Genomic DNA, 26,669 nt, shown 5'->3' on the forward strand with positions numbered 1-26,669 from the left:
TGTCGGCGGAGTAAAATTAACCTTAAATGAGTACCAAGCACAGTGGGCTGAAATCGAACTTCATCCATCCAGTTATACATAATCCATAGACCACGGCCATGTTCATTCATTTGTTCTGGGCAATGATGAGGCTCAATCTTAGGCAAAACGGTCGAGTGGTCAAGCAGGTCAACAATAATGCGATCATCATTGCAATGCATAATTAGCACTATTTGCTCTAAGCCCGCTTCAGTATGGTCGAGTATGTTATTAATAGCCTCAAGTACACAAATAATTACTTTAAATCTTTGGCGTTCATGTACATTCTGCAAAAGCATAAACTGTTCTAACTCAGGGCAAAACTGCTGAATACGCCATTGTTCTTGGGTAAGTTTGAGCTGTAAACTATTCATAATACCTCCAGTGTAGTCTTGGCATAAGTTGTGATGGATAAGTAATTAACATCATTGATATATCGTCTTGTATGTTGTTGCATTGCCACAGTTTTAATGCATGACTTAGATGGTGTAGTAATTGCTCACTGCTCAGATTTTTTGCTTTTTCACATAATTGTTGTAAACGGTCTAGACCAAATATGCCAAATTTTTCATGTTTGCATTCGTAGGCGCCATCGGAAAATAGTATTAATCGTGTACCTGGTTTCATCTTAAAATTTTGATTTTTATACTGTATTGCACTGTGTATTCCTATGGGCAACTCAGTTTCGAGAACGAGAGATTCACAATCGGAGTTAGTTAACAGGAGAGGCGAAGGATGTCCGGCACTACAAATCTGCACTTCGCCGTTTGAAGTATTAATCTTGCCTAGAAGCAAAGTGACAAATCGCCCAGTATTATCTGGATCGCTTAGTTCTTGGTTCAATGCATTTACGATTTCATTTGGGGATTGTTGGTGCCAATTTGTTCTTTCCATCGATAAACGCTGCGCTAAACTCACGCTTTGCAGTGCAGCTGTAATACCGTGTCCGGCTGCATCGATGAGATAAAAACCTAGTTGATTTTCACCTAAGTCAAAACATTGAAAAGTATCCCCAGCAAGGTAATTAGCAGGTTGAAATCGATGATGTAACTGCCAATTATTTGGGAGCTCTTGCACTCGGGGTAATAGCTCGCGTTGAACCTTTGCTGCGGATATTAAATCTTTTTGTATTGTGTTCAGTAACGCGGTTTCTTTTTCAAGCCCTTGATGTAACAGTTGATTTTTTTTTGCTAAGTTTTGTTGTAACTGCATGATCCGCATAGCAGCTAGCATTCTTACTTTTAGCAATGCGGGATTGAATGGTTTACAAATAAAGTCATCTGCACCAGCTTCAATTCCTAGTACGATATCTGCTGTTTGATTATTAGCGGTTAGCAAAATGACAAAAGGTGGGAGGTTTACATTCTTCAATATTTGACACAGTTCTATCCCTGTCATACCTGGCATACGCCAATCGCTAATCACTACATGAACAGAACTATGCTTTAAATATGCTAGTGCTGCGTATGCGCTGTTACAGCTCTCGACCAGCCAACCAAATTGTCTCAGTAAGTTACAAATAAATAATCGCTCGCTCTCAGTATCTTCCACTACCAACACAGATAAGATTTCAGGCTGCTGCGTAGTTATTGAGGATAATGGCATAGTACGCCTCCTTTCATAAGGGATGCTCAAGATGAGCAAAATCTATGCCTGTATAATAAATGACTATAAATTTAAGATGATAGGCTGAGTAATTCGTTAGATTCTCAATTATGGCGAGTCAAAAGTTCAGGTTGAAATGACTCAGTTGCAAAATGCAAAACTGTCATCCATAGTAAATAATTAATGCGATATAATAATATTTAGGCCATTGTTTTTAATGTTTTTTAACTAATGGCATGTGAGTTGCTAATGCAGTATTGAGTTGGTGAAATACATCAACCATACAATTTTATGCACTTCATTGATAAAAGGATATTTAGAATGAATAGCTTTCTTGCTTTATTCCCACATGCTTGGCTAACTCGCTTAACATCTTTCTCCGTTATCGCTTTGATAATGATAGGCGTAACCAATACACCAAGAGTAATGGCGTCAGAATCACCAGCAAGCAATAATATTAAACAGGTACTCATTTTTGGCGTTGTTCCTCAGCAATCAACTGCTCAACTCGCAAAGCTATGGCCGCCAATTTTGGCCGCCTTGTCTCAAGGCGCTAATTATGAGTTGCAATTTTCAACAGCCCCCGACATTCCAACCTTTGAGGCTAGATTAAAGGCAGGGGTTTATGATGTCGCTTACCTAAATCCTTATCACTACATAGTATTTCATGAATTCCCTGGCTACCAAGCTCTAGCGCGAGAGAAAAATAAGAAGCTCAAAGGCATCGTTGTTGTTCGGAAGGACTCGCCTATTAAGTCATTAGAACAACTTGAAGGTAAAACGTTGGCATTTCCTGCGCCAGCATCATTTGCAGCAAGTGTTTTGCCAAGGGCGTATCTAAAAAATGCGAAAATTAATGTCGACGTAAAATACGTGGGGTCACACGATTCTGTATATTTATCGGTTATACAAGGGCTTGTAGACGCTGGCGGAGGAGTACAGCGTACCTTTAATAATTTGACCGATACACAGAAGCAGCAACTTAACATACTTTGGAAAACGCCTGAATATACTCCACATGCTATTGCAACTCACCCGCGGGTATCTGAAGTACATCGACAAGCATTACTTGAACAATTTCTAAAACTATCTACAACCCCAGCAGGCCAAGTATTACTTAGTTCAGTGGATTTTTCAGCTTTTACTGCGGGTGAGGATAAAGATTGGGATGATATTCGGTCACTATCTCTCGGGTCGCTATCTAAACCGCTCGGAGAGAAATAAAGTGTCCTTTAGGCTGAAGACGATTGTTGGAATAGCACTGATTGAAGCTTTGCTGCTATTTTTGTTGGTATACACAAGTATTAATTACCTGAAACTATCTAATCAGTCTCAAATTGAGAAGCGGGCTCAGACCACGTTGACTTTGTTTTCGATTGCAGCAAAGGATGCTGTTATAAGTAATGATATAGCAACATTGCAAGCTTTAGTGGAAGAGTTGTTAACTAAAAGTGAGGTACTGTATGTCACGGTGTCTGACCCTAGTCATATTTTAGCCTATGGTGGGGCAGACAAGTATGTTCAAGTTTCACATCAACCCGATACCGAATTAGCTCAAGTACAAGATGGTATTTTCGACTTAGAATATAAGATAGAAGATAATGGTTATCGTTTTGGCACAATTAATATGGGTTTTGAGACTCGCAGTCTTGATGATTTTATTCAGTTGGTAACCACAAAAATCCTCTCAATTGCTGGGATTGAAATTTTATTGGTGGCGTTATTTTCATTACTCCTTGGCCATTACTTGACCCGAAACTTAACCATTCTTACCAATGCGTCTAAACGAATATTGGCTGGTGAGCTTGGGGTGCGAATTCCTGTTAAAGGGAAAGATGAAATCGCTCAAATGGGCAAAGCATTTAACAATATGATTGATAAAGTGGACGCTAGAACTAAAGCGCTAGAAGCAGCTAATATTCGGTTAAACACCATTCTAGACTCTGCCGTTGATGGTTTCGTCATCATTAATGATAAAGGTACTATTACGGACATTAATCCCGCAATTAGTCGATTATTTGGTTATGCTCACAATGAATTGATTGGCCAGAATGTTGCTATTTTCTTACCTTTCGAAATGCGTTCTTCACATGATAGTTTTATTCATCAATATTTAGAAACGGGTGTCACTCAGATTATTGGCACAAGCCGAGAATTGATGGCACAACGTAAAGATGGACAATTATTTCCAATTGCACTATCGGTTTCGCTAATGAAAATCGATAATAAGGTAATGTTTATAGGTTTAGTCAAAGACTTATCTGATGTAAAACGTAAAGAAGTTGCAGCAGCTAAAACCGAATCAGTGCTACTTGCGACTTTAGCTGCAAGCCTAGATAGCTTGATAACCATTGATATAGATGGCCGTGTTGTTGAGTTTAACCTTGCGGCAACGCGATTATTTGGTTATTCACGACATGAAGCAATTGGACGGTACCTTGAAGAACTAATTATTCCCAAAAGCCAACATTCAAGCCATAGAGGAGGAATGGAGCGTTATCGTCAGACTGGTTCTGGCAACATAATCAATAAACGTATCGAGTTATTGGCCACTTGTAAAGCTGGTAATGAAATCCCAATAGAGCTGGAGGTTGTGCCAATCAAGTTAGGTAATGAAATCCTTTTTACCGCTTTTTTACGAGATATTTCCGAACGTAAAGCCAGCGAATTAAAGCTCCAGTTAGCTAAAGAGCAAGCAGAGCTGGGCAATAAAGTTAAATCACGGTTTCTGGCAACAATGAGTCATGAAATTCGTTCTCCACTCAATGCTATTTTAGGCGGTGTTGAATTACTGCTCCATTCTAAACTAAATAAAGAACAGCGGATCCATGCCAACATTACTAGAGAGGCTGGTAGTGCTTTACTCAATACAATCAATGATATTTTAGACTTCTCTAAGATTGAAGCTGGACAAATGGTGTTGGAGTCTAATGAATTTGAGCCAGATAAACTTGTTGCTCAAGTTCTGCAAATTTTAGAGCCAAAAGCCTATGATAAGGGACTGCAGCTCGTTAGCTTTGTAGATCGTAATGTTCCGCAGACATTGCTGGGTGATCGGCAGCGATTAAATCAAGTCATCCATAATTTAGTGGATAATGCGATTAAATTTTCAGTATCAGGAACAATCACCGTCGAAATGTGGATAGCCGATAACCAGCAGTCGTTGATGCAGCTTTTTTGTCGAGTCACGGATTCTGGTATTGGCATTTCTGAGGAAGCGCAGAGCAAATTGTTTAAAGAGTTTAGTCAAGTGCATGATACCCATAACACAAACTATAAAGGTACTGGTTTAGGGTTAGCTATCTGCCGTGAACTTATCACTATGATGGGCGGTGAAATTGAATTAGAGAGTGAACTTGACAAAGGTTGCTGTTTTACTTTCTATGTTTCGTTGCAACCACATGAAGCTAACTATTGCCATAGCTATTGCCCTCCCACCAAGTCACGGGTGATGTTAGCCCACACAGATTTATTATGGTTAAGCATAGTTTCTAAACAATATTCACAGTATGGCATTGAAACTGTTGTAGTTAATAGCTGGGGTGAGATAAAAGAAGAAAGTCTTCTACTTGGAAGGTTTGATCTTGTTCTTCTTGATGAAACTTTTTTATTTGAAGTGGATAAAAATGAAATTAATTGGCTTAAGCAAACCAACCTTAGTGATGAGGGGACCTTAGTTGCTTTAGTCTCGGCGATGAGCTCTGAAATTTCACAATCTTTATCGAATATAGGATTAGACCAAGTTGTTAATAAGCCTTTAAGTCGCTCAATGCAGTTTGCGTTGCTCAGTCAAGATGCACCTAGTAATGAATTTGAAGAAGTGTATTTGGCAGAAAGTTTATTTCAAGGTCATATTCTGCTAGCTGAAGATAGTCCTGCGAATCAAATAATTGCGGGAACAATGCTGACAAAAGCTGGCTTTGATGTCACTTATGCCTGTAACGGTGTTGAAGCTGTTAAATTAATGAATGAAAGAGCCTTTGATTTGGTTCTGATGGATATTCGTATGCCTGAAATGGATGGGCTCGAGGCTAGCCATATTATTCTGTCTACTAATCCTAATCAAATAATTCTTGCTATGACCGCGAATGTGATGAAAGAGGAAGTTGAGCAATGTTATCTCGTTGGTATGAAAGATTTTATTTCTAAGCCTGTTAATCAAAAAATGCTATTAAGCATTATCCAAAAGTGGCTACCTAATGCCAGCATAACACTGCCTATCATTTCTTCGCAGGTTAAGAGTTTTTCTCAAAATTTATTGGACGAAATAATATTGTCAGAATTATCAACTGCACTTGGAAAAGACAGTCTGTCGAATATGATGGCGGTTTTCTGTGAAGAATTATTAGAAAGGGTAGCAACTCTTACAGTATTGGACCCTACACAATTTGAGTTGATTGAAGACCAAGCCCATACTTTAAAAAGTAGTTCTGGTAGTTTTGGTGCTGCTGCCTTATTTTTATTAGCACAACAACTTGAATCTAGTGCGCGTAACAAACAGACTGAAATAATTTATACATTAATTAAACAAGTGGCAATTATAGGTAAAGAGACACATGACGCCTTCATGGAACGTTTTATTCAATAGGGATATATATGGAATATTCAGCGCTATTAGTTGAAGACAGCATGTCATTAGGGGCTTTATACACTGAGTATTTACGCGCTGAAGGTATCAATGTGACTCATGTGCATTACGGTGAAGATGCCTTACGAGAGTTGGTAAAGTGGCAACCAGATCTACTGATCCTTGATATTAAACTGCCTGACATATCAGGGCTTGATATTTTAAAACAAGTGTACGGGAAATATCCAAATATTAGCACTATCATGATCACCGCTCATGGCAGCATTGATATTGCCATTGATGCTATGCGATCAGGTGCATTTGATTTTCTGGTCAAACCTTTTGATAGCAAGCGTTTGTCAATTACAGTGCGAAATGCGCTCAAGCAGAAACATCTGCTTGAGCTAGTAACACAATACGAAAAGAGTCTACCTAAAGGGCGCTATCAAGGTTTTATTGGTGATTCATTAGTAATGCAAAGTGTTTATAAAACAATAGATTGTGTCGCAAAAAGTAAAGCTTCTGTATTTATTACGGGCGAAAGTGGTACAGGTAAAGAAGTTTGTGCGCAAGCAATACATCAAACGGGAAATCGTGCAGATAAGCCGTTTATCGCTCTTAATTGTGCTTCTATTCCCAAGGAATTAATTGAAAGTGAGATCTTTGGTCATTGCAAAGGTGCATTTACGGGGGCACACAGTAACCGTGATGGCGCTGCAACAAGGGCCGATAACGGTACTTTATTCCTCGATGAAATTTGTGAAATGGATTTAGACTTACAAAGCAAACTATTACGTTTTATTCAAACGGGTACCTTTCAACGAGTAGGCGGCACTAAGGAGGAGCATGTGGATATTCGCTTGATTAGTGCGACTAACCGCAAGCCGTGGGAGGAGGTAAAACTTGGACATTTTCGTGAGGATTTATTCTATCGTTTACATGTGATTCCAATAGAATTGCCACCATTACGAGCAAGGGGAAATGATGTTTTACTGCTGGCTAAAAAAATATTAAAAACCTACAGTAAGGAAGAAGGTAAAAATTTTACTGAATTTAGTCCTGCTGCCACGAATACACTTTTAGCCTATACTTGGCCAGGTAATGTGCGCCAACTGCAAAATGTCATTCGTCAAATTGTCGTACTCAACGAAGGGACTACAGTAGAGCATTTAATGTTTCCTCATCCATTGATACAGATTCAATCTAGTTCAGCAGAAAAACAATATAAATGCGATAATGATAGTTTGATATATGAACAGAATGACACTCGACGTGAATCAACTTTATTACTAAATGAATCCAGCAGTCATTCCATTAAACCTCTATGGCTAGTTGAAAAACAAACTATTGAAGGTGCAATTGCTATGTGTGATGGAAACATTCCCAAAGCTGCCGCATTATTGGATATTAGCCCATCAACAATTTACAGGAAACGAATGAGTTGGGAGGAGCTAGAGACTCAACAATAAATAAGTAGTATATAGGCTGTCTTTCTGGTAGCAATTAGACATGATTTTATGTTCTATACTATTATATGTTTTACAATTAGTGGCAGAGCATTACATTGAGTTGTAAGTTTTTTTAGGTAATTCTAGATGAAATTTAGTAGTGTAGAATTTTTATATTTACCATTGTAGTTGTAAAGTAAAATTGAGTAATCCCAATATAATCGTTATGACTCATTTGGCGTTAACCCTCCATTATTTTTATGGGGCTTTGATTCACTGTAATATTCTGTTATGTAGTTTGTTGTCGCTTAATCTGCTTCTGTAAAATTCCAACAACCCTTTACAGGTACCCACTCAGATTTCAAACTTTTAAAGAAATGCTCCATGGGTGAATTATCCCAACGATTCCTGCGACGACTAATACTTTGCTTAATCAGAAGACGCCATAATAATTTGTCTGAAATTTACGTTTGTGTAATTCAAGCCTTAGTCACTGTGAAACATCACATTTTCTGGTTCCCCTCTTAACTCAAACGCCTTATTCAATGCTTTACATGTCAATTCGCTATCAGGCGATAATGACAACACCCAACTAATAGGTTTACGGGGAAATAAGTCCAGAACAACGGTTAGATATTCCCAACGATTCCCCCCAGTATACGTCACATCGCCACATCATGATTGTCCGGGCTATGAACAGCAAACTCTCGGTTGACCGTGTTGGGGATCGCTAAATGCTCTTGTGTTACTTTCATATAATCCTGTTTTGGCTGCTGGCAACTGATTAATCCCTTTATTCGTTACTAATTGAGCTATCAGAGCGATGACTAATACCATTTGCAGCCTTCACAGCATAAAATAGTAAAATAAGCATCAATATAACCTTTTCTGTTTAGGCAATATTTATAGCCACTTCTATGTATATTGAATGCATAACAAATAGCGGAAATAAAATGGCTCAGCTTGAGTTAGATGATTAGCGTAAATTGTTCATAGAGTCTGACATCAAGAGGTGTAGCCTTTTTTAAGATGAGATTATGTTCCTCTAGACGGTTAATTTGCTTCGTCATCTCACGAATTTCAATTTATTCAGGGATAATGGGCGAGGCTTTTAGAGGGCTACCTTGATGCTTTAGTTTTAATTACCTAACCCATTTATCCATAGTTGATTTACCCACGTTTATCGCCTTCGCGGCGCCGGTAGTATGGTTTTATCGAGACTAATTAGGCTGCTTTAAGTTTAAATTCAGCACTAAATGTTTTTGGGGTTGTCGATCTCATCTGTTCATCTAAAGTCATCTAAATATCACCTCTATTTAGGTGCCCCAAATTAGTGTGTTACTACAAGTGGAAAAAAAAATCTTCTTAGTCCAAAATCATAACTCTCTGATTATAAATTATTAGGCATTTATGCTCCTTTCTATGAATTATAAAAATGCTTCGAAATGGAGCTTATTAGTCCTGTTGATTGGATTACTGCTAAGCGCACTATTCACATGGTTGACAGGACGCATGAACGCCCAAACGATTGGCCAAGCATTGCGCGAAAACACGGAGCAAATCAGTGAGAACGTGCTTAATCGTATAACCTTATATCAATATGGTTTACGCGGTGCCCGAGGTTCGATTCTAACCGCAGGCGAGTATGGTATTAGTCGTGCTAGCTTCCATCGCTATAGTTTATCGAGGGATGTGGATCAAGAGTTCCCCGGAGCCCGTGGATTTGGCTTTATTCGCCGAGTGCCCAATTCAGATGAAGCCGCATTTTTAACAAGAGCCAAAAATGACGATTGGCCGGACTTCAATATTCGGCAACTGACCCCCCATAGCGGCGAAAAGTATGTGATTGAATACATTGAGCCGATAGACAGAAACCGTGCTGCCATTGGGTTAGATGTTGCATCAGAGGCACATCGTAAAGCAGCGGCAGATGCAGCTATGTTATCCGGTGAAGTACGTTTGTCTGCGCCAATTACTTTAGTGCAGGCTACGGGGAAACCCCTACAATCATTTTTGATACTACAACCTATTTATCGAACAATTTCTGTGCCTAAAACACCACAAGAACGACTTGCAGCAGGGTATGGTTGGAGTTATGCGCCCTTAGTGACAAATGAAGTGCTCACAGGGTTAGCATTAAATCAAAAGATGACGAAGCTACTGCTTAGCGATATCACCCAAACTGAGCGTCCCATCAGTTTTTTTGAAACACACCCTGATGATGCGTCTCCATTATCGGCATATAGCCACACACTGACGAAAGAAATTTTTGGCCGCAAATGGCAGGTCGAAGTCATTGCCTACCCGGCCTTTATTCAGTCATTACACCTTAATCAACCAAGCTTAGTATTACTGAGCGGCAGTTTATTAAGCTTATTGCTTGCGGCCTTTATCGCTATATGGTCTATCAGTCTACAGCGTAAGCAGCAAGTGCAACTTGAACAGGCAAGGCGCGCTAGCATGCTGGAGCACTCCCTCGATGCCATTATCAGCTATGACTTAACGGGCAATATTACTAGTTGGAACCAAGGTGCTGAGGAGATATTTGGCTATACACAGACAGACGTTATTGGTCATTCAAGTTGCGATTTGATTATCCCACCAAGCATTGTTTTAGAAGAGCAGGTGTTGTTTGCTGAGGTGTTTTCAGGAAAAACGGTATTAAATCAAATATCAACCCATCAACGACAGAATGGCAGCCATGTATCGACTTCGACAACGTCGCTGCCTATATATGATGAGGATAGTGCCATTGTGGGACTTAGCCAAACGATCCGCGATATTACGGCGCAGCAAGAAGCAGAACGATATATATTAAGCTTGAATGCACGTTTAGAACAAGAAGTCACCAAGCGTACCAATGCGCTCCAGCAAGCATTACTCGAAAACCAGACGTTGCTCGGCACCATCAATCAACAGCTGCTCTACTCTGCCACCGACCCGAATGGCGTCATTTTAGAGGTGAATGATAATTTTTGTCACGTAAGTGGTTATTCACGCAAACAATTGTTAGGTGAAACCCATGCCATTTTGAACTCTGGTGAGCATGATGCTGCATTCTGGCGCACCATGTGGACCCAAATAAAATCGGGCCTATCTTGGCATGGTGAGATTTGTAATCGTGACCGACACCAAATGCTGAAATGGTTTGATACTGTGATTGGTCCTGTCTTTAATGAAAACGGCAATATAGAACGTTTTGTCGCATTAAGAACCGACATCACAGAGCGTAAATTGGCGCAAATTGAAAAAAATAAGTTAGGTTCGTTATTAACGAACGTACTCGATGCCGCCTCCGAAATGTCCATCATTGCAACGGACAAAAAGGGCGTGATCACGATTTTCAATCGTGGGGCTGAGCAATTACTCGGTTACGCCGCCGTGGATATGATCGGGCTATCAACACCGGCACCGCTACATTTGCCCGAGGAAGTCGCGGCAAGATCAGCTGAATTGTCCAGTGAGTATGGTGAAGATATTCAAGGCTTTGATGTGTTCGTCTATAAAGCGAGAACCCTCGGTTCTGAAACGCGCACTTGGACATATGTGCGAAAAGACACCAGTCAATGCCAAGTCTCTCTCTCTGTCACGGCCATGCTGGATAATGTCGGCGAGATTATTGGTTATTTAGGCATTGCGATTGATATTTCCCAAGTACTACAACAACAAAAAGCACTTATCACTGCGAGTAATCACTTAAGTAAGGCTGCGGAAGTCGCCAAGCTTGGGATTTGGAGCTGGGATTTACGCGATAACTCCCTCGAATGGAATGAGCGGATGTTTGCTATTTACGATCAACCCCTAAGTTTACAGGATATCGGATTAACCTATGAACATTGGCGTATGCGGATCCATTCAGATGATATTGACTTCGCCGAGGCGAAGCTAAAAGCGGCAGTAAAAGAAAAAGACCAATATGACCCCATTTTTAGAGTCGTCAGAACCGATGGCACCATTCGTTATGTGCAAGCTGGCGCCCAAATCGAACGCGATGTCACGGGGCAGGTTACAAAAGTCATCGGTATCAATTTAGATATTACCGAACAGCGGCAATTGGAAGAAACCTTGAGAGAGGCTAAACATGAGGCTGATGCAGCTAATGCGGCAAAGTCTGCATTTTTAGCCAATATGAGCCATGAAATCCGCACCCCAATGAATGCTGTCTTAGGGATGCTGCAATTAATGCAACATACCTCAATGTCTGTGCAACAACAGGATTATGTGACCAAAACCCAAACCGCGGCGAAGTCATTGCTAGGATTACTGAATGATATTCTCGATTTTTCAAAAATCGATGCAGGTAAATTAACACTCGACCTACACCCTTGTTCAATCGAACTGCTTATGCGAGATCTTGCAATAGTGCTGTCGGGCAACCATGGCAACAAAAATGTCGAGGTCATGTTTGACCTTGATCCGGCTTTACCCGCCTGGCTCTTAGCCGACCAACTGAGGCTACAACAGATTTTGGTTAATTTAGCGGGTAATGCCCTTAAATTTACACGCCACGGTCAAGTCACCGTCACCATGGAATGCTTACGTCATGAGGCCAATACCGTTACGGTGCAGATTTCAATTTCAGATACCGGTATTGGTATTAGCGAAGAGCAAATAGAGCGCATTTTTACGGGCTTTGAACAAGCCGAATCGTCAACATCAAGGCGATTTGGCGGTACAGGGCTAGGATTAGCGATAAGCAAAAAGTTAGTCGAACTCATGGGAGGCCAGTTAAACGTCACCAGCCGTGTAGGTGTGGGTAGCCGCTTCTGGTTTGATGTAACGTTCTGCGTCATGGAAGTTGAAGCCACTCAGGCCATTGACCTCAGTGGGTATCATATTTTAATTGTCGATGATAACGAACTTACTGTCGAAATTTTGCATAAGATTTTGACTGACTTTGGCTGCAGTGCAGAAACCGCCTCGGGGGGATATCAAGCGCTTGAAAAAGTAAAACAAGCCAATATAAACGCAAGACCATTCGATGTCGTACTAATGGATTGGCGTATGCCAGATCTTGATGGGCTACAAACGGCTGATTTGATATGTAACTCTCACTCAGATAGCCCTATTCCGCTCATCGTTATGCTCACCGCCTACGGCCATGAGGTGATTAGCGAAAGTCAGCATATAAAAAATGTCCCCTTCGTGAATTTTTTAACTAAACCGGTCACATCACAGATTTTAGCCGAGGCGATAATCAATGCTATCGAAGGCAAAACGATGACAGTGAATCCTACGCCACACTCGCAACGACGGTTATCTACACTCGCCATTTTAGTGGTTGAAGATAACCAACTCAACCGACAAGTGATTGATGAGCTGCTGAGTTATGAAGGAGCAAACGTGCAACTTGCCAACGGTGGCGTTGAAGGAGTGTTTCAAGTGTTAGAAAGTGGAAACGTATTCGATATCGTGATCATGGACATACAAATGCCCGATATGGACGGCCTAGCCGCAACACGGCTTATCCGCGCTGATAGCCGATTTGCGGAGCTACCCATTTTAGCGATGACTGCCAATGCATCCCAAAGCGATAAACAGGATTGCTTCGATGCAGGTATGAATGATCATGTGGGTAAGCCAATCGACATGCAAATATTACTCCCCAGCATTTTACGTTTAGTAGGACAGGAAGAAGCCCCTTCATTAGCACAACAGCATCAACCAGCGGAGTTACAAGTCCCACTCGACGATATGCCATTACTGGATGACATCAAGCTAATACTGCGTCGTTTTGGCGGTAATCAGGCTTTTTTCCAGAAAATGGCGAAAGGTTTTGCACCTGAAATGTTGAAACAACTAAATCTATTCAAGCAGTCTACTAAAGTATTTGAGTATGCCACTGCGGCGGCCGTGGGACATGGCATCAAAGGTCTTGCCAGTAATTTTGGTGCACTGCGTTTAGCCGCTTATGCTGCTTTTTTAGAGAAACAACTCAAACAAAATGACCTTGAGTTTATTGAGATAAAAGTGTGGACCGAACAATTAGAATTATTAATCAATGAAAGTACTCAGCAACTATCTACCTACATCCCTCAACCTGAATCGACTGTGTTAGCTCAAGATAAAATGACACAGGCCATCGATTCTCAAGCGTTAATGCCGAGTGCTTGGACTGAACTGAACGCCCTCATGCTCCTCTTAAAAGCGAACAATTTAGAAGCCATGACTTTCGTTGACCGATTAATCAAAAAATTACCACACCATCCACAGTGGATAACACTACAGGGACAAGTGCAAGCACTCGAATTCGATAAGGCATCAGACACTTTACGCATCATCATGTTGGAGAATAAATCATGCATCTTACGGAAATCATCCCGCAAGCCAATCGCATGAAGGGAAAAATTCTTGTCGTTGACGACCAACCCCTCAATATAAAAATATTGCATCAGCTTTTTCATGAAGATTATGAAATGTTTATGGCCACAAACGGAGAGCAAGCCATCAACGTCTGTCAGAATGAACTGCCTGATTTAGTACTTTTGGATATAGAAATGCCCGGTATGACGGGCTATGAAGTGTGTCAACGGCTCAAAGCCGATCCCGCGACAGCCAATATCTGCATTATCTTTGTTACCGCGCATTTTGATGAACAAGAAGAGGTTAAAGGCTTTCAGCTTGGCGCCGCTGATTTTATTCATAAACCCATCAATCCGATTATCACGAACGCGAGGGTGAATAATCAGTTTATCCTCAAACAACAAGCCGATTTACTCCAATCGATTGCTTTACTGGACGGGCTAACAGGGGTTGCAAATCGGCACCTGTTTGAGCAACGACTTCCCGAAATATGGAAGTACTGCTGCAGAAATAGTGCACCATTGTCAGTGGTGATGTTAGATGTCGATTCATTTAAACTTTTCAATGATCGCTATGGTCATCAGGAAGGAGATCAATGTCTACGTCTCGTTGCAAAAGCACTACGCACAGCGATACACCGCCCGAACGATTTAGTGGCGCGCTATGGTGGTGAGGAGTTTATTTGCCTATTACCAGACACTCAGCATTTAGGCGCGATGCACATCGCACAACTCATCGTTAACGCAGTGCAAGCCTTGCACATCGAGCATTTAGGCTCCAGTTTCCAAGAGGTCACGATTAGTGCTGGCGTTGCGAGCATGCAGCCCCATCGGCATCTAAAATGGCAAACACTTATTGAATCAGCAGATAAGCAATTGTACCTTGCGAAAGAACATGGCCGTAATCAAGTCAGCGGGGTTAGCCTGTTACGGTAAACAGCATTATTGAGTACAAATTGTAAATTTTGATTTTTGAAATTATAAAAACTGAAATTTAACATTCATAGTGTTCGACTGAATTCGGCTACGGCTTTATAAACCCAAAAATACATAACATTAAAGATGTTAGCGTGTGAATCAGACGAGGTAAGTCTGATTCACTAACTCATTTCTGGATAAAAATAAACACACCTTAGCAACAAAGTGAAAGCACTTTGTTTAATTTCATTTTCCTTTCAAAACAGTGCAGCTATGATGGTTTAATCATAATCACACTTGATAAATTTATACTTCAATAGCTTCTGAAATCCGCAGTGCATCTTCAATCTCGACACCTAAATAGCGTACGGTGTTATCTAACTTGACATGTCCAAGCAAGATTTGAATCGCCCGAATATCCTTGGTTCGACGATAAATCAATGTCACCTTGGTTCTACGCAACGAGTGCGTGCCATACAATTCACTATTCTGCCCTAATTGACTCGCCCAGTTTTTTACCCTCGAGCGGTAATAGCTATAACTCATCGGCTGATGAATACACCTTGGGCTAGGAAATAGATAATCCTCAGCGGTTAATCCCTTTTCGAGCAACCAAGATGTCAGGCTGTGCTGAGTTTTTGGAGTAATTTCAAACTGAACGTCACGATGGGTTTTACGCTGTGTTAATCGCACTCGCGGATTGATTATGCCAGATGAGGTAATGTCTTGGACCTTCAAGTGTAATAAGTCACAGGCTCGCAATTTTGAATCAATCGCCAGATTAAGTAACGCTAACTCAGCAATATTATGTTCTAACTCCAAACGAGTACGAATGCGCCAAATCTCTTCCAATTTAAAAGGTCGTTTTTGTCCCATTGGATGACCTTTATTCCAAGCGTCCATACAAACCTCCTCAGGTTGTAATGAATAGACACTTGAAGTATAGGAAATAGCGCTCTTAACTGAACAAATATGGATTATAAAATCTCATGCATAAATAAAATTAAAGCGGAGTCTAAAAATGAAGCGCTGAATTGCTTTGGGGCAATAGCTTTTTAGCTAAACGAGCAGCAAGAGGGTTAGTAAAATTGGCATTGTTGCACCAGTGACCTTCTAAAACATGGATGTTTTAGTAGAGCCCTCAGGGACGAGTTTATGGCGTGTCACTGGGGAAACAATGACAATTAATGCTGCGTAACTCAATTGTCTTGCTTTGGGGTATTTTCGAGTCAGTGAATGCAATTAATCGTCCAAAATCACTCCTATTTAGGCGGACAATTTAATTATTCATAATAAATCTTTATCGTTTGGTATGAGACGTTATAACTCTCCTACACGAATCGATAGAGAATTTAAGCCCACTAACGACAAAGAGTGTTCATCAGGAACACTCTTTGTCGTTAGTGGGCAGTTGCTAGATTGCAATTGCTAGCACGGCTCTAAACTCCTGTCTTTATTCGTTTACCACGCACATACCCTGCTCGGTTTTCACATAGGGAGACAGAATAGGCATCATGCCTTTCATCACTTGTAATGGCAGCGCCGAAGTAAAACTAAAATCATCGGATTTACTGCCGGGCACGAAGGCCGTTAAAGTGCCGAAGTATTTATCCCCAAGATAAAACACGAAGGTCGCGGTGCGGTTCATCGCCGTAGTCGCCACTTTTTTACCTTGCTGCATCTGAGTCACGATACGGTTATCACCGGTGCCGGTTTTCCCGCCTATGGCTAACATCTCGCCTTTTTCATCGGTAAAAATGCCCTTCAAACGACGGGCAGTACCGTTTTGCACTACGTTCGCCAGCGCCGCTTTTAAGGCTTGTGCCACTTCATGGCGCATCACTCGCTCACCTTGGGTGTTCTGATTCTCCAGCGTCACTTCATAGGGCGTATCGGCGGCGAAATGCAGCTGATTGATACGCACGGTAGGCAAACGATAACCATCATTCTGAATAATGCCCATGAGTTCGGCCAAGGCCGCAGGTCTATCTCCCGAGCTGCCGAGCGCCGAACCTAAGGATGGCACCATAGCATCAAAGGGGTAACCTAAACGGGCCCAACGCTGATGTATGTCGAGGAAGGCTTCCACTTCAAGCATCACTTGCACTCGAACGTCACGGGCGTTTTTATGTCGCGTCCTAAATAACCAACGATAAACCTCTTGGCGTTGTGCTTCACTCGCCTGTTTCACATCGTTCAAATTGGCATCGGGATTGTGATTAAGATAATCCAGCACCCACAATTCCAACGGATGCACCCGTGCGATATAGCCTTGATCTGGCAAGTTATATTTATCAGGACCGTACTTGTTATATAAGCTCTTAATACGACCATCGGTATAGCTCACCAGCGGCAATCTTTGCTGCAGAAAAGCCTTAAATGCCGACAGAGGTTCATCGGGCAAGAGGTAGCGATACGCCGACGTTAATTGTTGCTCCGACTGGGATAAACCGTCGAAGAACATCCCAAAACGCTCATTCGCAGCCACTTTTTTATACTTGCGATAAAACTTAGTGACGAAGGTATTACCCTCTCTATCGGCAAATACTCGCAAGTATTCGTCGCGGCGCGGATCTTTATCATTACGCAGCAATTGGGCCATATTGCCCTCGTTTTGCATACTGCTACTGTAATTGACTATGTCGCGCATGAGGCGCACAAACGGCAAATTAATCGAATCCTGCAAAGCTTGATAAAGTGTCGGTGTCTTAACATCTTCCGATTTTTTAAAGTTATTAAACACATGCAAACCACCACCGGTAAAAAACTGCTCACTGGTTGAGGCAGAATATTCCCGCTGTAACGCCGCATCTAACATGCGATCTAAACGTCTGTCAGGATTTACAATCAAGTAATCAATCGCCCAACGGGTTAAGTGATCCCTAGGCTCGATAATGATAGATTCAAGTTCAATACCATGTTTTTTCGAATATTTTTCGTGGATCTCGGCGATGATTTCTAAATAGGTCGCCATCACCCGCAATTTAGCGGTAGAACCCAGTTCCAACTTACTGCCTTCGTTAATATCAAAAGGCTGATCGGTACTATCCGTCTGCACTCTAACTCGGTTTGCGGTATCAGTGCGCTCATAAAGCGTAAAGCTATACAGTACGTTTTGCAGTTGGCTTGGGTCGAGTAACCGTTCGCCAAGCAAACCCACTTGCTCTGCGGTCGACGCTTGCGCCAGGCTGCGCAAGTAGTGACTCACTTGCTGCTGTAAATCACTGTGCAAGCTACTGTTGACCGTTAAGTCGAGCCTGTCTAAATCGTACAGCCCCACATTTAACATGCCCGCGGTACGAATACGCACTGTATTCACGCCCTTATCTGCGCCCGATTGCGTATTTCGTTGCGGCTTAGTGACCCTAAACTGCAATTTCTGCGCGAGTGCTGCATCGCGCAGACCACGGTCAATCAAATAATATTGGCCGAGTAAGCGGATATGACTATCGACTAAGTTTTCAAGATCTTCATGACCTTGCAATAAATAGTATGAAGGGCGACGCTGGGCAATCATCAAGGCGACCACTTGGCGGAATACTTGTCCGCGCTTGGCGGCATTACCCTTGATTTGTGGCGATGCTAACAGCTTGTTTGCAGTATCGAAATCGGTGCCAAACCAGGCCCACAGCCCGTCACCTATACCATGCACTTCACCATGATTGGGCGCCGAGGATAATGGCACTGTGTTTAAATAATCTTGGACGATGCGCTTACGAGCGGGTTCGGTATTCTCACCTTGCTGGTACACGCGCACACTGGCAGAGCCAATTTGCAGTAACTTATCCTTGATGCTTAAGGTTAAGCCTTGGGAAGAATGGCGGAATTTTTCAATCTGAGTCGCCAGCGTACTGCCACCGGCGGTGGACACATTCATGCCGACCATCTCTGCAATTTGGCTCATCCCCGCCACCACAAAGCGTGGCCAGTCGATCACGGGATTGAGTTTATCTTCCGTGGTCCATAACTCGCGGTTTTCAATAAATAATAAGGTATTAACGATTTCATTGGGGATCTTATCGTCGTCCTGATAAACCCGTTTGGGATAGGCGAACTCGTATAAATCGGTATTGCGACAATCGAGCAGCGTTAAGCCAGATTGCGCCTTTTCGTGATAAGGCGGGAAAAATCCCAGCTGCGCGTATTCCTGCAAGGCAGGCGAAAACGCCACTTGCTGCGTCACCTGAAAATTCCGTTGCATTAATCGGTCGATATACTGGGGTAACTTACTATAACCATGGCGCTCATCAAAGGGGCCATAACTTGGATAAATCACCGCTGTGCTCGGTGAGTTTTCTAATTCATAGGTGAGCGTCTTAGCATATTGATTGATGTATTTAGCTTGATAAAACGAGGTTTTCACTTCAAGGCCAATCAATAATGCGATACAGCAAATCAAAATAAAAAATAAGAACCAGACTCTGCCCTTTGATCTGGCTTTACGCGGAGTCTTAACCTTTACCTTAGGTTCAGGTTGTGGTGGACGAGGACGATAATTTTCGAACTTCATCTCTGACGGGGAATTAGGCAAAACAGCTCCAAAAAAACACTAAAATAAATATCTTTCATGCAACTCAGCAAATCCGTTGCCACTCAGTAAAACAAGACATTAATCCATTAAGCCACACAAAAAACTCACCGCCAGCAACGCCCAGCTAGCAAAGACTAATCCCAGATGAACTCACGAAAATGTTTACGGCAAACGGACTCATAGCTTTCATTTCCACCAATCGCCACTTGCTCACCCTCGCGCATCACTTTGCCCTCGCCGTCGAGGCGAACCACCATGTTAGCTTTACGGCCACAATGGCAAATGGTTTTCAGCTCAACCAACTTATCGGCCCAAGCTAATAAATAATGACTGCCGCTAAAGAGTTCGCCCTGGAAATCCGTTCTTAAACCATAACAGAGTACAGGAATATCAATATTATCGACCACATGCGTCAGCTGCTTAACCTGTTCTTTACTCAAAAACTGGCACTCATCCACCAGCACACAGCTTAATGGTGTGGCTTGATGCACATCGCTAATCATCTGAGTCAGATCATCTTGGCTGCTAAAAACCTGTGCATCCGTTTCAATGCCGATGCGCGAGGCCACTTTACCTTTGCCATATCTGTCATCTATGGAGGCTGTCATCACTAAGGTATTCATACCGCGTTCGCGATAGTTATAGGATGACTGTAATAAGGAAGTGGATTTACCAGCGTTCATCGCCGAATAATAAAAATACAATTGAGCCAAGACTTATACCCTTTAAAAAACGTTAGCGCTTACGCGTCTACCATCGGAGCCAAATTGGCCGCTAGTCTAACATTGCGCTTCACATCAGAACACTAGCAGCGACTAAGCTTTTATCATGAATTACTGCAACTGCGCTGACTTATCCAGCGTTTTACTCTCCCATCGTCGACTTAACCAACTCCAGCTCACTTTATTTAATCCTTAGCACGATAAAAGCCATCACCAGCCACCAAATGATTAAATTTTGTTAACACAAGCTTAATTTAACCTTAAATACTGTTTTATAAGGAAATAGTAAATAAAGCTAAATTTCAAAAGTGAGATCTACCTCCAAAGTATTAAGTGTTAATGGGCTTGCGCTCAAAAAAACAAACATCTTGTTAACAGTAATATTTCATTCGAGACAAAACGTGCTCAATTTAAAAAAAGAAAGTATTCGATAGCTTGCAAATTAAAGCTAACGGTCAAAGCACTAATCTACCCTGCAAACTTTAGTGCTCCACTCCGTCCTTTATGCGCATATTGGATCAAATGGAGATAATGATGAGAATTTTCACCTCTAGAAAACTGGCATACTTAGTGGCTCTAGCACTAACTGGTGCTCTTGTTGGTTGTGGCGATGATGGCAAAGATGGTGTCGATGGCGCACCAGGCACGCCAGGTATTCCGGGAACACCTGGCACGCCAGGCACCCCTGGAGAACCTGGAACACCACCGCCAGTCACCAGCTCAACGCTGACGAAAGTCAAAGTGATCAGCTACAGCTTTGGCGAAGGCAGTATCAGTTACGAATTTGAAATTACCGATGAGAATAATAATTTAATCAACGGCCTGCAAAACGCAGAGGCTAAAGTCGCGGCGTTAACCGATAAGGGTTTCATTAATAACCGTACCGAAAATGATCTCAATGGCATTGCAGATAATGTGCATATTGGTGGCGCGGCAACTCAAGCGACTGAAGGTGCGACACTGACCTCTTTAGGCGACGGTCACTACACTTTTGTGGCCCCAATGTTAGGCGTCAATCCTAGTACTGAAGGCATTGTGTGGTTACGCGTTGGCGGCAATAGCGCAACAGGTATCGCACGTTCGGCCCCCTTAGTGGTCAATAAACCCGAAGGCACTCATTCCACCACAACCGATAGTTGCTATTCCTGTCACGTCGATTACGCCACAAGTCCTCGTCGCCATGCAAGCTATGTTGCAACCGGTATGGACGGTGAAGTCACCTTCGTAGAAGGCTGCTTAGTGTGTCACGGCTCAGTGAGTCGCGCAGTGGTCAATGCGGAAGGTTTCTCTACGGGTGGCTATACGACAAACACCTTATCTAAAATTGGTCATATCAATCACCAAGATTTTACTAAAGACTTTTCAGTACAAAACTGTTCATCCTGTCACGTTGAAGCCCCAACTAACATTAACCTAGCAGGACCCGGTTGTATCGATTGCCATGATAGTGGTGGTGTACCAGGCGTTATTATCCCAAGTAATGGTGCCGATGTCCGTACTATGCATGAAGGCAAGTCTGGCATTACTGAACGCCAAGCTATACACGCTAAGTACAAGGTCACATTAGCGGCCCCAGTTAAAGTCGATGATATATCAACGAAAACAGATCACTATGCGCCAACAGGTGCTGCCGCCGCAGTCGCCGCCCCAGGCTGGTGTACAACACTTACTGTAAAGGATGTCGATGGCAATATCTTTAGTATCAAAGATAACTTCAACTACTCAGATCCGCTGGTGTTTGATGCCAAGAAACCGCTGGTCTATGCCAGTGCCTATCTGCACGCCTATGACAATGGCAGTTTAGTGGGCCGCCCAGGTAACCGTACTAACTATTACTATGGTTACAACACCGATGGCACTAAAAATATCTGTCACTTACTGACGGATATCAGCGCAGTGAATGCTAACTATGTTTACTCTGCCCGCGTGACATTCAGTACCGCAGGTTGGATGGAATATGATGGCAATCAACGTTATCAAAGTAATGGCAGCCTAAGAGCGACAGGTTATGACGGCTCTATGGGCGTATCCTTTACCGCCTACTCAGACGTCGTTAACCCAGTCACGACTCAAAAAGTCTCTGGCTTCGAACGTCGTGAGATAGTGAGCGCTAACAGCTGTACCACTTGTCATAACGATGCCACCGCGTTCCACAAAAATGGGGCCTTCGATGACGGCGGTAATGGCTGTATTGCTTGCCATGACAACGGCATGGCGCGGACATCAGCCGCCTTAGGCGCAGGTTTTGGCCCTATGGTTCACAGCTGGCACTGGGGTAATGGCGCTAAAGTCGGTGAGATGAAAGCGGATGGAACTCAAGCGAATGCGGCTAACGGTGCAGGGGCGATCAATCCTGTCACCAGTTGCGTAGCCTGCCATGATAAAGCGATTGATTTAGATAAAATTCCAAATCAATACATTTTGGAACCCGGCAGCAAGATGACCAGCCCTGTATCTGCAAACTGCTATGCCTGCCATACGATTGATTCTGCGAAAGCGCATATGGTGAGCAACGGTGGTGAGATCAGCGTTCCTAGCGTGGCAGATTGGTTTAAACAACCAACGACTGAATCCTGTGCAGTATGTCATAACTCAGGTAGAAGCTCTGGTATTGATAAATACCACAAGTTTACTCGCTAATTAATCATCTCATCATCGCGTGATTAAATAGTCAGTAAAAAGCGGTACCGATTTTCCCTGCAAGGAAATAGTCAAAGGAGTCTCATCAAAACGGGACTCCTTTTTATTTAGCCACAGCCCGATAACAAGCCATTTTCAGTCCCATTTAAGTTACTAACGTTACAGTCCTAAAAAAACAACAATTCAAAGGAAGTCACTCAATTATGCGTAAACGTTTTATTGCCATCGCCATCGGCGCCACACTCACCGCCGGATTTATGGCAGGTTGTAGCAACACAGAAAGCAAAGCCCCTAACGCCATGTCGATACAAGCCCAAAACCCCTTCTTTCAAGTCAGTCGCCTACAATATCAAGCGCCCGACTTTAGTATCATCAAGAATGAGCACTTTACACCTGCACTAGAGCAAGGCATGGCCGAGCACTATCAAGAAATCCTCGCGATTGCGAATAATCCCGCCGCGGCCAGTTTCGATAATACTATTGTCGCGATGGAAAAAAGTGGCGCCCTGCTCAGCCGCGCATCGAGTGTGTTTTATAATTTAGCGGGTTCTAACAGCAATCCAGAACTGCGTAAAATCCAAGGTGAAATGGCACCCAAAATGGCGGCCCACTCGGACAATATCAACTTAAATCCAGCGCTATTTGCCCGCATCGAAGCCATTTATAACGATCGCGCTAACCTAGGGTTAACCCCAGAAGCTGTGCGTTTGGTTGAGGTCTATCATCAACGCTTTATCATGGCGGGCGCTAAGCTGACCGATGAGCAGAAAGTGAAGATCCGTGCTCTTAACGAAGAACAATCGACACTGACCAATGAGTTTTCCCAGCGTTTACTGCGCCTAACTAAAGAAATCGCCGTTATCGTGGAATCAAAGAATGAGCTTGCAGGATTAACTGACAGCGATATCACTTCGGCCGCAAACGATGCTAAAGCAGCAGGTCACGATGGCAAGTATCTGATCAACATCACCAACACCACTCGCCAGCCCGTATTGGCGTCACTGGAAAACCGTGAACTGCGCCAACGCATTTGGGAAGCCTCGGCTAACCGTGGCTTAAGTGGTGAAAACGAAACGGCGTCGCTGGTATCTCGTTTAGCGCAACTGCGCGCTGAGCGCGCCACCCTATTAGGTTATGAAAACTGGGCGAGTTATCGCCTAGCGCCGCAAATGGCCAAAACGCCAGAAGCGGTTTACAGCATGTTTGGCTCTATGGTGCCAGCCGTAGTCGCTAATACAGAGAAAGAAGCGGCCGATATTCAAGCTATGATCGACAAGACTGGCGGCAAATTTGAACTGGCGCCATGGGACTGGGAATTCTACGCCGAGAAAGTCCGCCAAGAAAAATACGCCCTCGATGCCAATAGCATTCGACCATATTTTGAGTTTAACCGCGTCCTCGAAGACGGCGTGTTCTACACACTCAAAGAACTCTATGGCGTGACCCTAAAGCCGCGTCCTGATTTACCGGTTTACCATCCAGATGTAAAAGCCTACGAAATGTTTGATGCCGATGGTTCAAGCATGGCCATTTTCTACGCCGACTATTTTGCCCGTGAAGGTAAACGTGGCGGCGCTTGGATGAGTTCGTTCGTCGGTCAATCCTTCCTCGAAGGCACTAAGCCTGTCGTGGTTAATGTGATGAACATTAAGAAGGCGCCAGAGGGTGAACCCACATTCGTCAGCTATAACGAAGTCACCACCATGTTCCATGAAATGGGCCACGGTACCCACGGCATGTTCTCCAAAGTGACTTACCCAAGTCTGGCGGGCACTTCGGTTTCACGGGACTTTGTCGAATTCCCATCGACCTTCGAAGAAGATTGGGCGGCCCATCCCAAAGTGTTAGCCAACTACGCGAAACACTATGAAACTGGCAAACCCATTCCCGACGAACTGCTGCAAAAACTGCTGAAATCTGGCAGCTTTAACCAAGGATTCGACACACTGGAATACATGGCCGCCGCATTAGTGGATATGGAGTGGCATTCATTAAGCCCAGATGCACCACTGCAAGATGTGGCCACCTTTGAAGCCAATGCCCTGAAAAAGCACGGCTTAAACATCAGCGCCGTGCCGCCACGCTATAAATCGACCTACTTTGCCCACGCCTTCCCCGGTGGTTACTCGGCAAGTTATTACGCGTATATGTGGAGTGAGATTTTAGCGGCGGATGCCTTTGCCTATGTGCAAACCCAAGGCGGGCTCAATCGTGAAATCGGCATGAAGTACCGCAAAACCATTCGTGAAGTGGGCAACAGTATTGCACCAATGGAAGCCTACAAAAATTTCCGTGGACAAGAACCAACCACGCAAGGATTACTTAAACGCCGCGGGCTAGATGGCAATATTTAAATTGATGCTAACAAGCTAATTTCACTCAATTGAATGCCTTTAGGCGATAGATCTTCAGCCAACAATTTGTTGGCTGTTTTTTTTAGTTATTCTTATCACCGCTATGTTTAAGACCAATCACCTTAAATATCTAACCAATTCAGAGCATCAGTGACATTTGAATCCAAGACGCACTGACTTAAATCGCCATATCCTTTTAAGTCAATGCAACACGTAAAGAGTGTGCCTTTAAGGCAAATAAAGAGCGGTTCAAAAGCGATTTATCCCTTTAATAATCAGATAGATAATCAACATTATTGATATAACACAACCCGATTACGTCCCGCTGCTTTGGCAGCATACATAGCCTCATCTGCAAATTGAAATAATCGCTGTGCATCCGTTCTCTGCTGTGGATAAATGACGGCCACCCCAACGCTAACAGTGATCGTAAACTCACGCTCTGTAAAACGAAAAACACTCGCAGACAAGTTTTGGCGAACCGTTTCAGCTAACGCCAACGCTTTTTCCTCAGTTGCATTAGGCAATAGAATCACAAACTCTTCACCGCCATAGCGTGCAACCTTTATATTATCCTCGATTAATCTATTTAAACTGAGACCAATTTGGCTTAAACAGTGATCACCAGTCAAATGTCCATAAGAGTCATTGATCATTTTAAAATGGTCAATATCGACAAGAAGTAAGCCATAGCTTTGACGAGACTCTACTGCCTGCTGGATCTCTTGTTCAAAAATCTGATTGAAACTACGCTGATTCATTAAACCCGTTAAGTCATCGGTACGAGCCAATTCGGCGAGCTTAGCCGAGTAGTCTTTTAACAAATACGCCTGATGAAACAAAGACCAATATTCCCTATGGTGCATCATAGCGATCCTATAAACAGGTACTGTAGAGGCCCATAGCAAACAGGCAATATACACATTATCACTCCCCTGTTTGGCAAAATAAGCAATCGAAATGGGCAAAATATAGCTAATGAGGTAAATGCGTAATTGCACTTTATCGATACAGAGATTCAGGCTAATAAAGGCATATAAAATGCCAAAAATAACCATAATGAAATGACCCATAGACTCAAACTCTGGATGGTAGACAATAAAAGCAGTCACTCCACTCCAAGTGGCACTATTGGCTAACAATCCCACATAAAGCCTTAAACGATTGGTATGCGGATCTTTCTTAGATTTCACATAAAAATCATATACAAAACTCAAACGAATTACGCCAGATGACGCCAAGAATGCAAAGCATACCCACATCAATTCCCAAGGAATAATATTGCCTAATAGCACATTGTAAGGAATAACAATACAGCTCCAGCAGGCAACATAAATGAGGGCACCAGTAAACATGCGCCAAGTGATATCCCGATTGAACTCAATAAGTGCATCCTGCTGGTAGTCATCATGATTTTTAGGTCGCACACTTATCCTTTACTATTCATAACCCGTTTCATTATAGATGAAAAAAGGCACAAACCTTAGCTTGTGCCTTAATGCTTATGCATTCGCAATGTTACAAAACTCTAGATTCAAAATACTGGTATTGCGCCTACATGTTT

At 42.8% G+C, this 26,669-nt stretch carries 13 protein-coding genes and 1 pseudogene; 7 read left to right on the top strand and 7 right to left on the bottom strand.

The window, feature by feature from the left end; all coding sequences use genetic code 11:
• Positions 1–392: ATP-binding protein (locus tag Q4Q46_RS03645; protein ID WP_311890766.1), on the bottom strand; the 392-nt coding region annotated here is incomplete at its 3' end.
• Positions 385–1,623, bottom strand: a complete 1,239-nt coding sequence (locus tag Q4Q46_RS03650; protein ID WP_006083685.1) for a SpoIIE family protein phosphatase — start codon at positions 1,621–1,623, stop codon at positions 385–387. The genes Q4Q46_RS03650 and Q4Q46_RS03645, both read right to left, overlap by 8 nt.
• Before the next feature lie 321 nt (positions 1,624–1,944).
• On the opposite strand from Q4Q46_RS03650, the gene Q4Q46_RS03655 reads away from it, so the two are divergent.
• The 3 genes from Q4Q46_RS03655 to Q4Q46_RS03665 are packed head-to-tail and all read left to right on the top strand — an operon-like array spanning position 1,945 to position 7,659.
• Positions 1,945–2,847, top strand: coding sequence for a phosphate/phosphite/phosphonate ABC transporter substrate-binding protein (locus tag Q4Q46_RS03655; protein ID WP_311905255.1), 903 nt, complete (start codon positions 1,945–1,947; stop codon positions 2,845–2,847).
• On the top strand, positions 2,792–6,211 hold the full coding sequence (locus Q4Q46_RS03660) for a PAS domain S-box protein (protein WP_311905256.1): 3,420 nt from the start codon (positions 2,792–2,794) through the stop codon (positions 6,209–6,211). The genes Q4Q46_RS03655 and Q4Q46_RS03660 overlap by 56 nt, the downstream gene beginning before the upstream one ends.
• An 8-nt stretch (positions 6,212–6,219) precedes the next feature.
• A complete protein-coding gene (locus Q4Q46_RS03665; protein ID WP_006083689.1) occupies positions 6,220–7,659 on the top strand; it encodes a sigma-54-dependent transcriptional regulator in 1,440 nt (479 codons plus the stop codon).
• A 203-nt stretch (positions 7,660–7,862) separates the two neighbouring features.
• On the opposite strand, the pseudogene Q4Q46_RS03670 reads toward Q4Q46_RS03665, so the two are convergent.
• Positions 7,863–8,937, bottom strand: a pseudogene (locus tag Q4Q46_RS03670) (IS3 family transposase).
• A gap of 111 nt (positions 8,938–9,048) precedes the next feature.
• Here Q4Q46_RS03670 and Q4Q46_RS03675 point away from each other — a divergent pair.
• Positions 9,049–13,977 carry a PAS domain S-box protein gene (locus tag Q4Q46_RS03675; protein ID WP_311905257.1) on the top strand — a complete coding sequence of 1,643 codons (4,929 nt, stop codon included), beginning with the start codon at positions 9,049–9,051 and terminating at the stop codon, positions 13,975–13,977.
• On the top strand, positions 13,938–14,876 hold the full coding sequence (locus Q4Q46_RS03680; protein WP_311905258.1) for a diguanylate cyclase: 939 nt from the start codon (positions 13,938–13,940) through the stop codon (positions 14,874–14,876). Before Q4Q46_RS03675 ends, Q4Q46_RS03680 begins: the two co-directional genes overlap by 40 nt.
• A 288-nt stretch (positions 14,877–15,164) precedes the next feature.
• Here the strand turns inward: Q4Q46_RS03680 and Q4Q46_RS03685 are convergent, their stop codons facing one another.
• From Q4Q46_RS03685 to Q4Q46_RS03695, 3 genes are all read right to left on the bottom strand, one after another.
• Positions 15,165–15,761 carry a tyrosine-type recombinase/integrase gene (locus tag Q4Q46_RS03685; protein WP_006083692.1) on the bottom strand — a complete coding sequence of 199 codons (597 nt, stop codon included), beginning with the start codon at positions 15,759–15,761 and terminating at the stop codon, positions 15,165–15,167.
• A 550-nt stretch (positions 15,762–16,311) separates the two neighbouring features.
• Entirely contained in the window at positions 16,312–19,389 is a 3,078-nt protein-coding gene (locus Q4Q46_RS03690) for a transglycosylase domain-containing protein (RefSeq protein WP_311905259.1), read from the bottom strand.
• A gap of 134 nt (positions 19,390–19,523) precedes the next feature.
• Positions 19,524–20,102 carry a thymidine kinase gene (locus Q4Q46_RS03695; protein WP_012089650.1) on the bottom strand — a complete coding sequence of 193 codons (579 nt, stop codon included), beginning with the start codon at positions 20,100–20,102 and terminating at the stop codon, positions 19,524–19,526.
• Positions 20,103–20,645: 543 nt separating this feature from the next.
• Here Q4Q46_RS03695 and Q4Q46_RS03700 point away from each other — a divergent pair.
• Complete coding sequence (locus Q4Q46_RS03700; protein WP_311905383.1) at positions 20,646–22,751, top strand: multiheme c-type cytochrome; 2,106 nt, start codon at positions 20,646–20,648, stop codon at positions 22,749–22,751.
• A 203-nt stretch (positions 22,752–22,954) separates the two neighbouring features.
• On the top strand, positions 22,955–25,105 hold the full coding sequence (locus Q4Q46_RS03705; protein ID WP_311905260.1) for a M3 family metallopeptidase: 2,151 nt from the start codon (positions 22,955–22,957) through the stop codon (positions 25,103–25,105).
• 293 nt (positions 25,106–25,398) lie between these two features.
• On the opposite strand, the gene Q4Q46_RS03710 is transcribed toward Q4Q46_RS03705, so the two are convergent.
• Positions 25,399–26,532 (bottom strand): GGDEF domain-containing protein, encoded by a 1,134-nt coding sequence (locus Q4Q46_RS03710; protein WP_311905261.1) that lies wholly within the window; start codon positions 26,530–26,532, stop codon positions 25,399–25,401.
• Positions 26,533–26,669: the final 137 nt, after the last annotated feature.

This window comes from Shewanella vaxholmensis, assembly GCF_031932135.1.
Classification (GTDB): domain Bacteria; phylum Pseudomonadota; class Gammaproteobacteria; order Enterobacterales; family Shewanellaceae; genus Shewanella; species Shewanella hafniensis.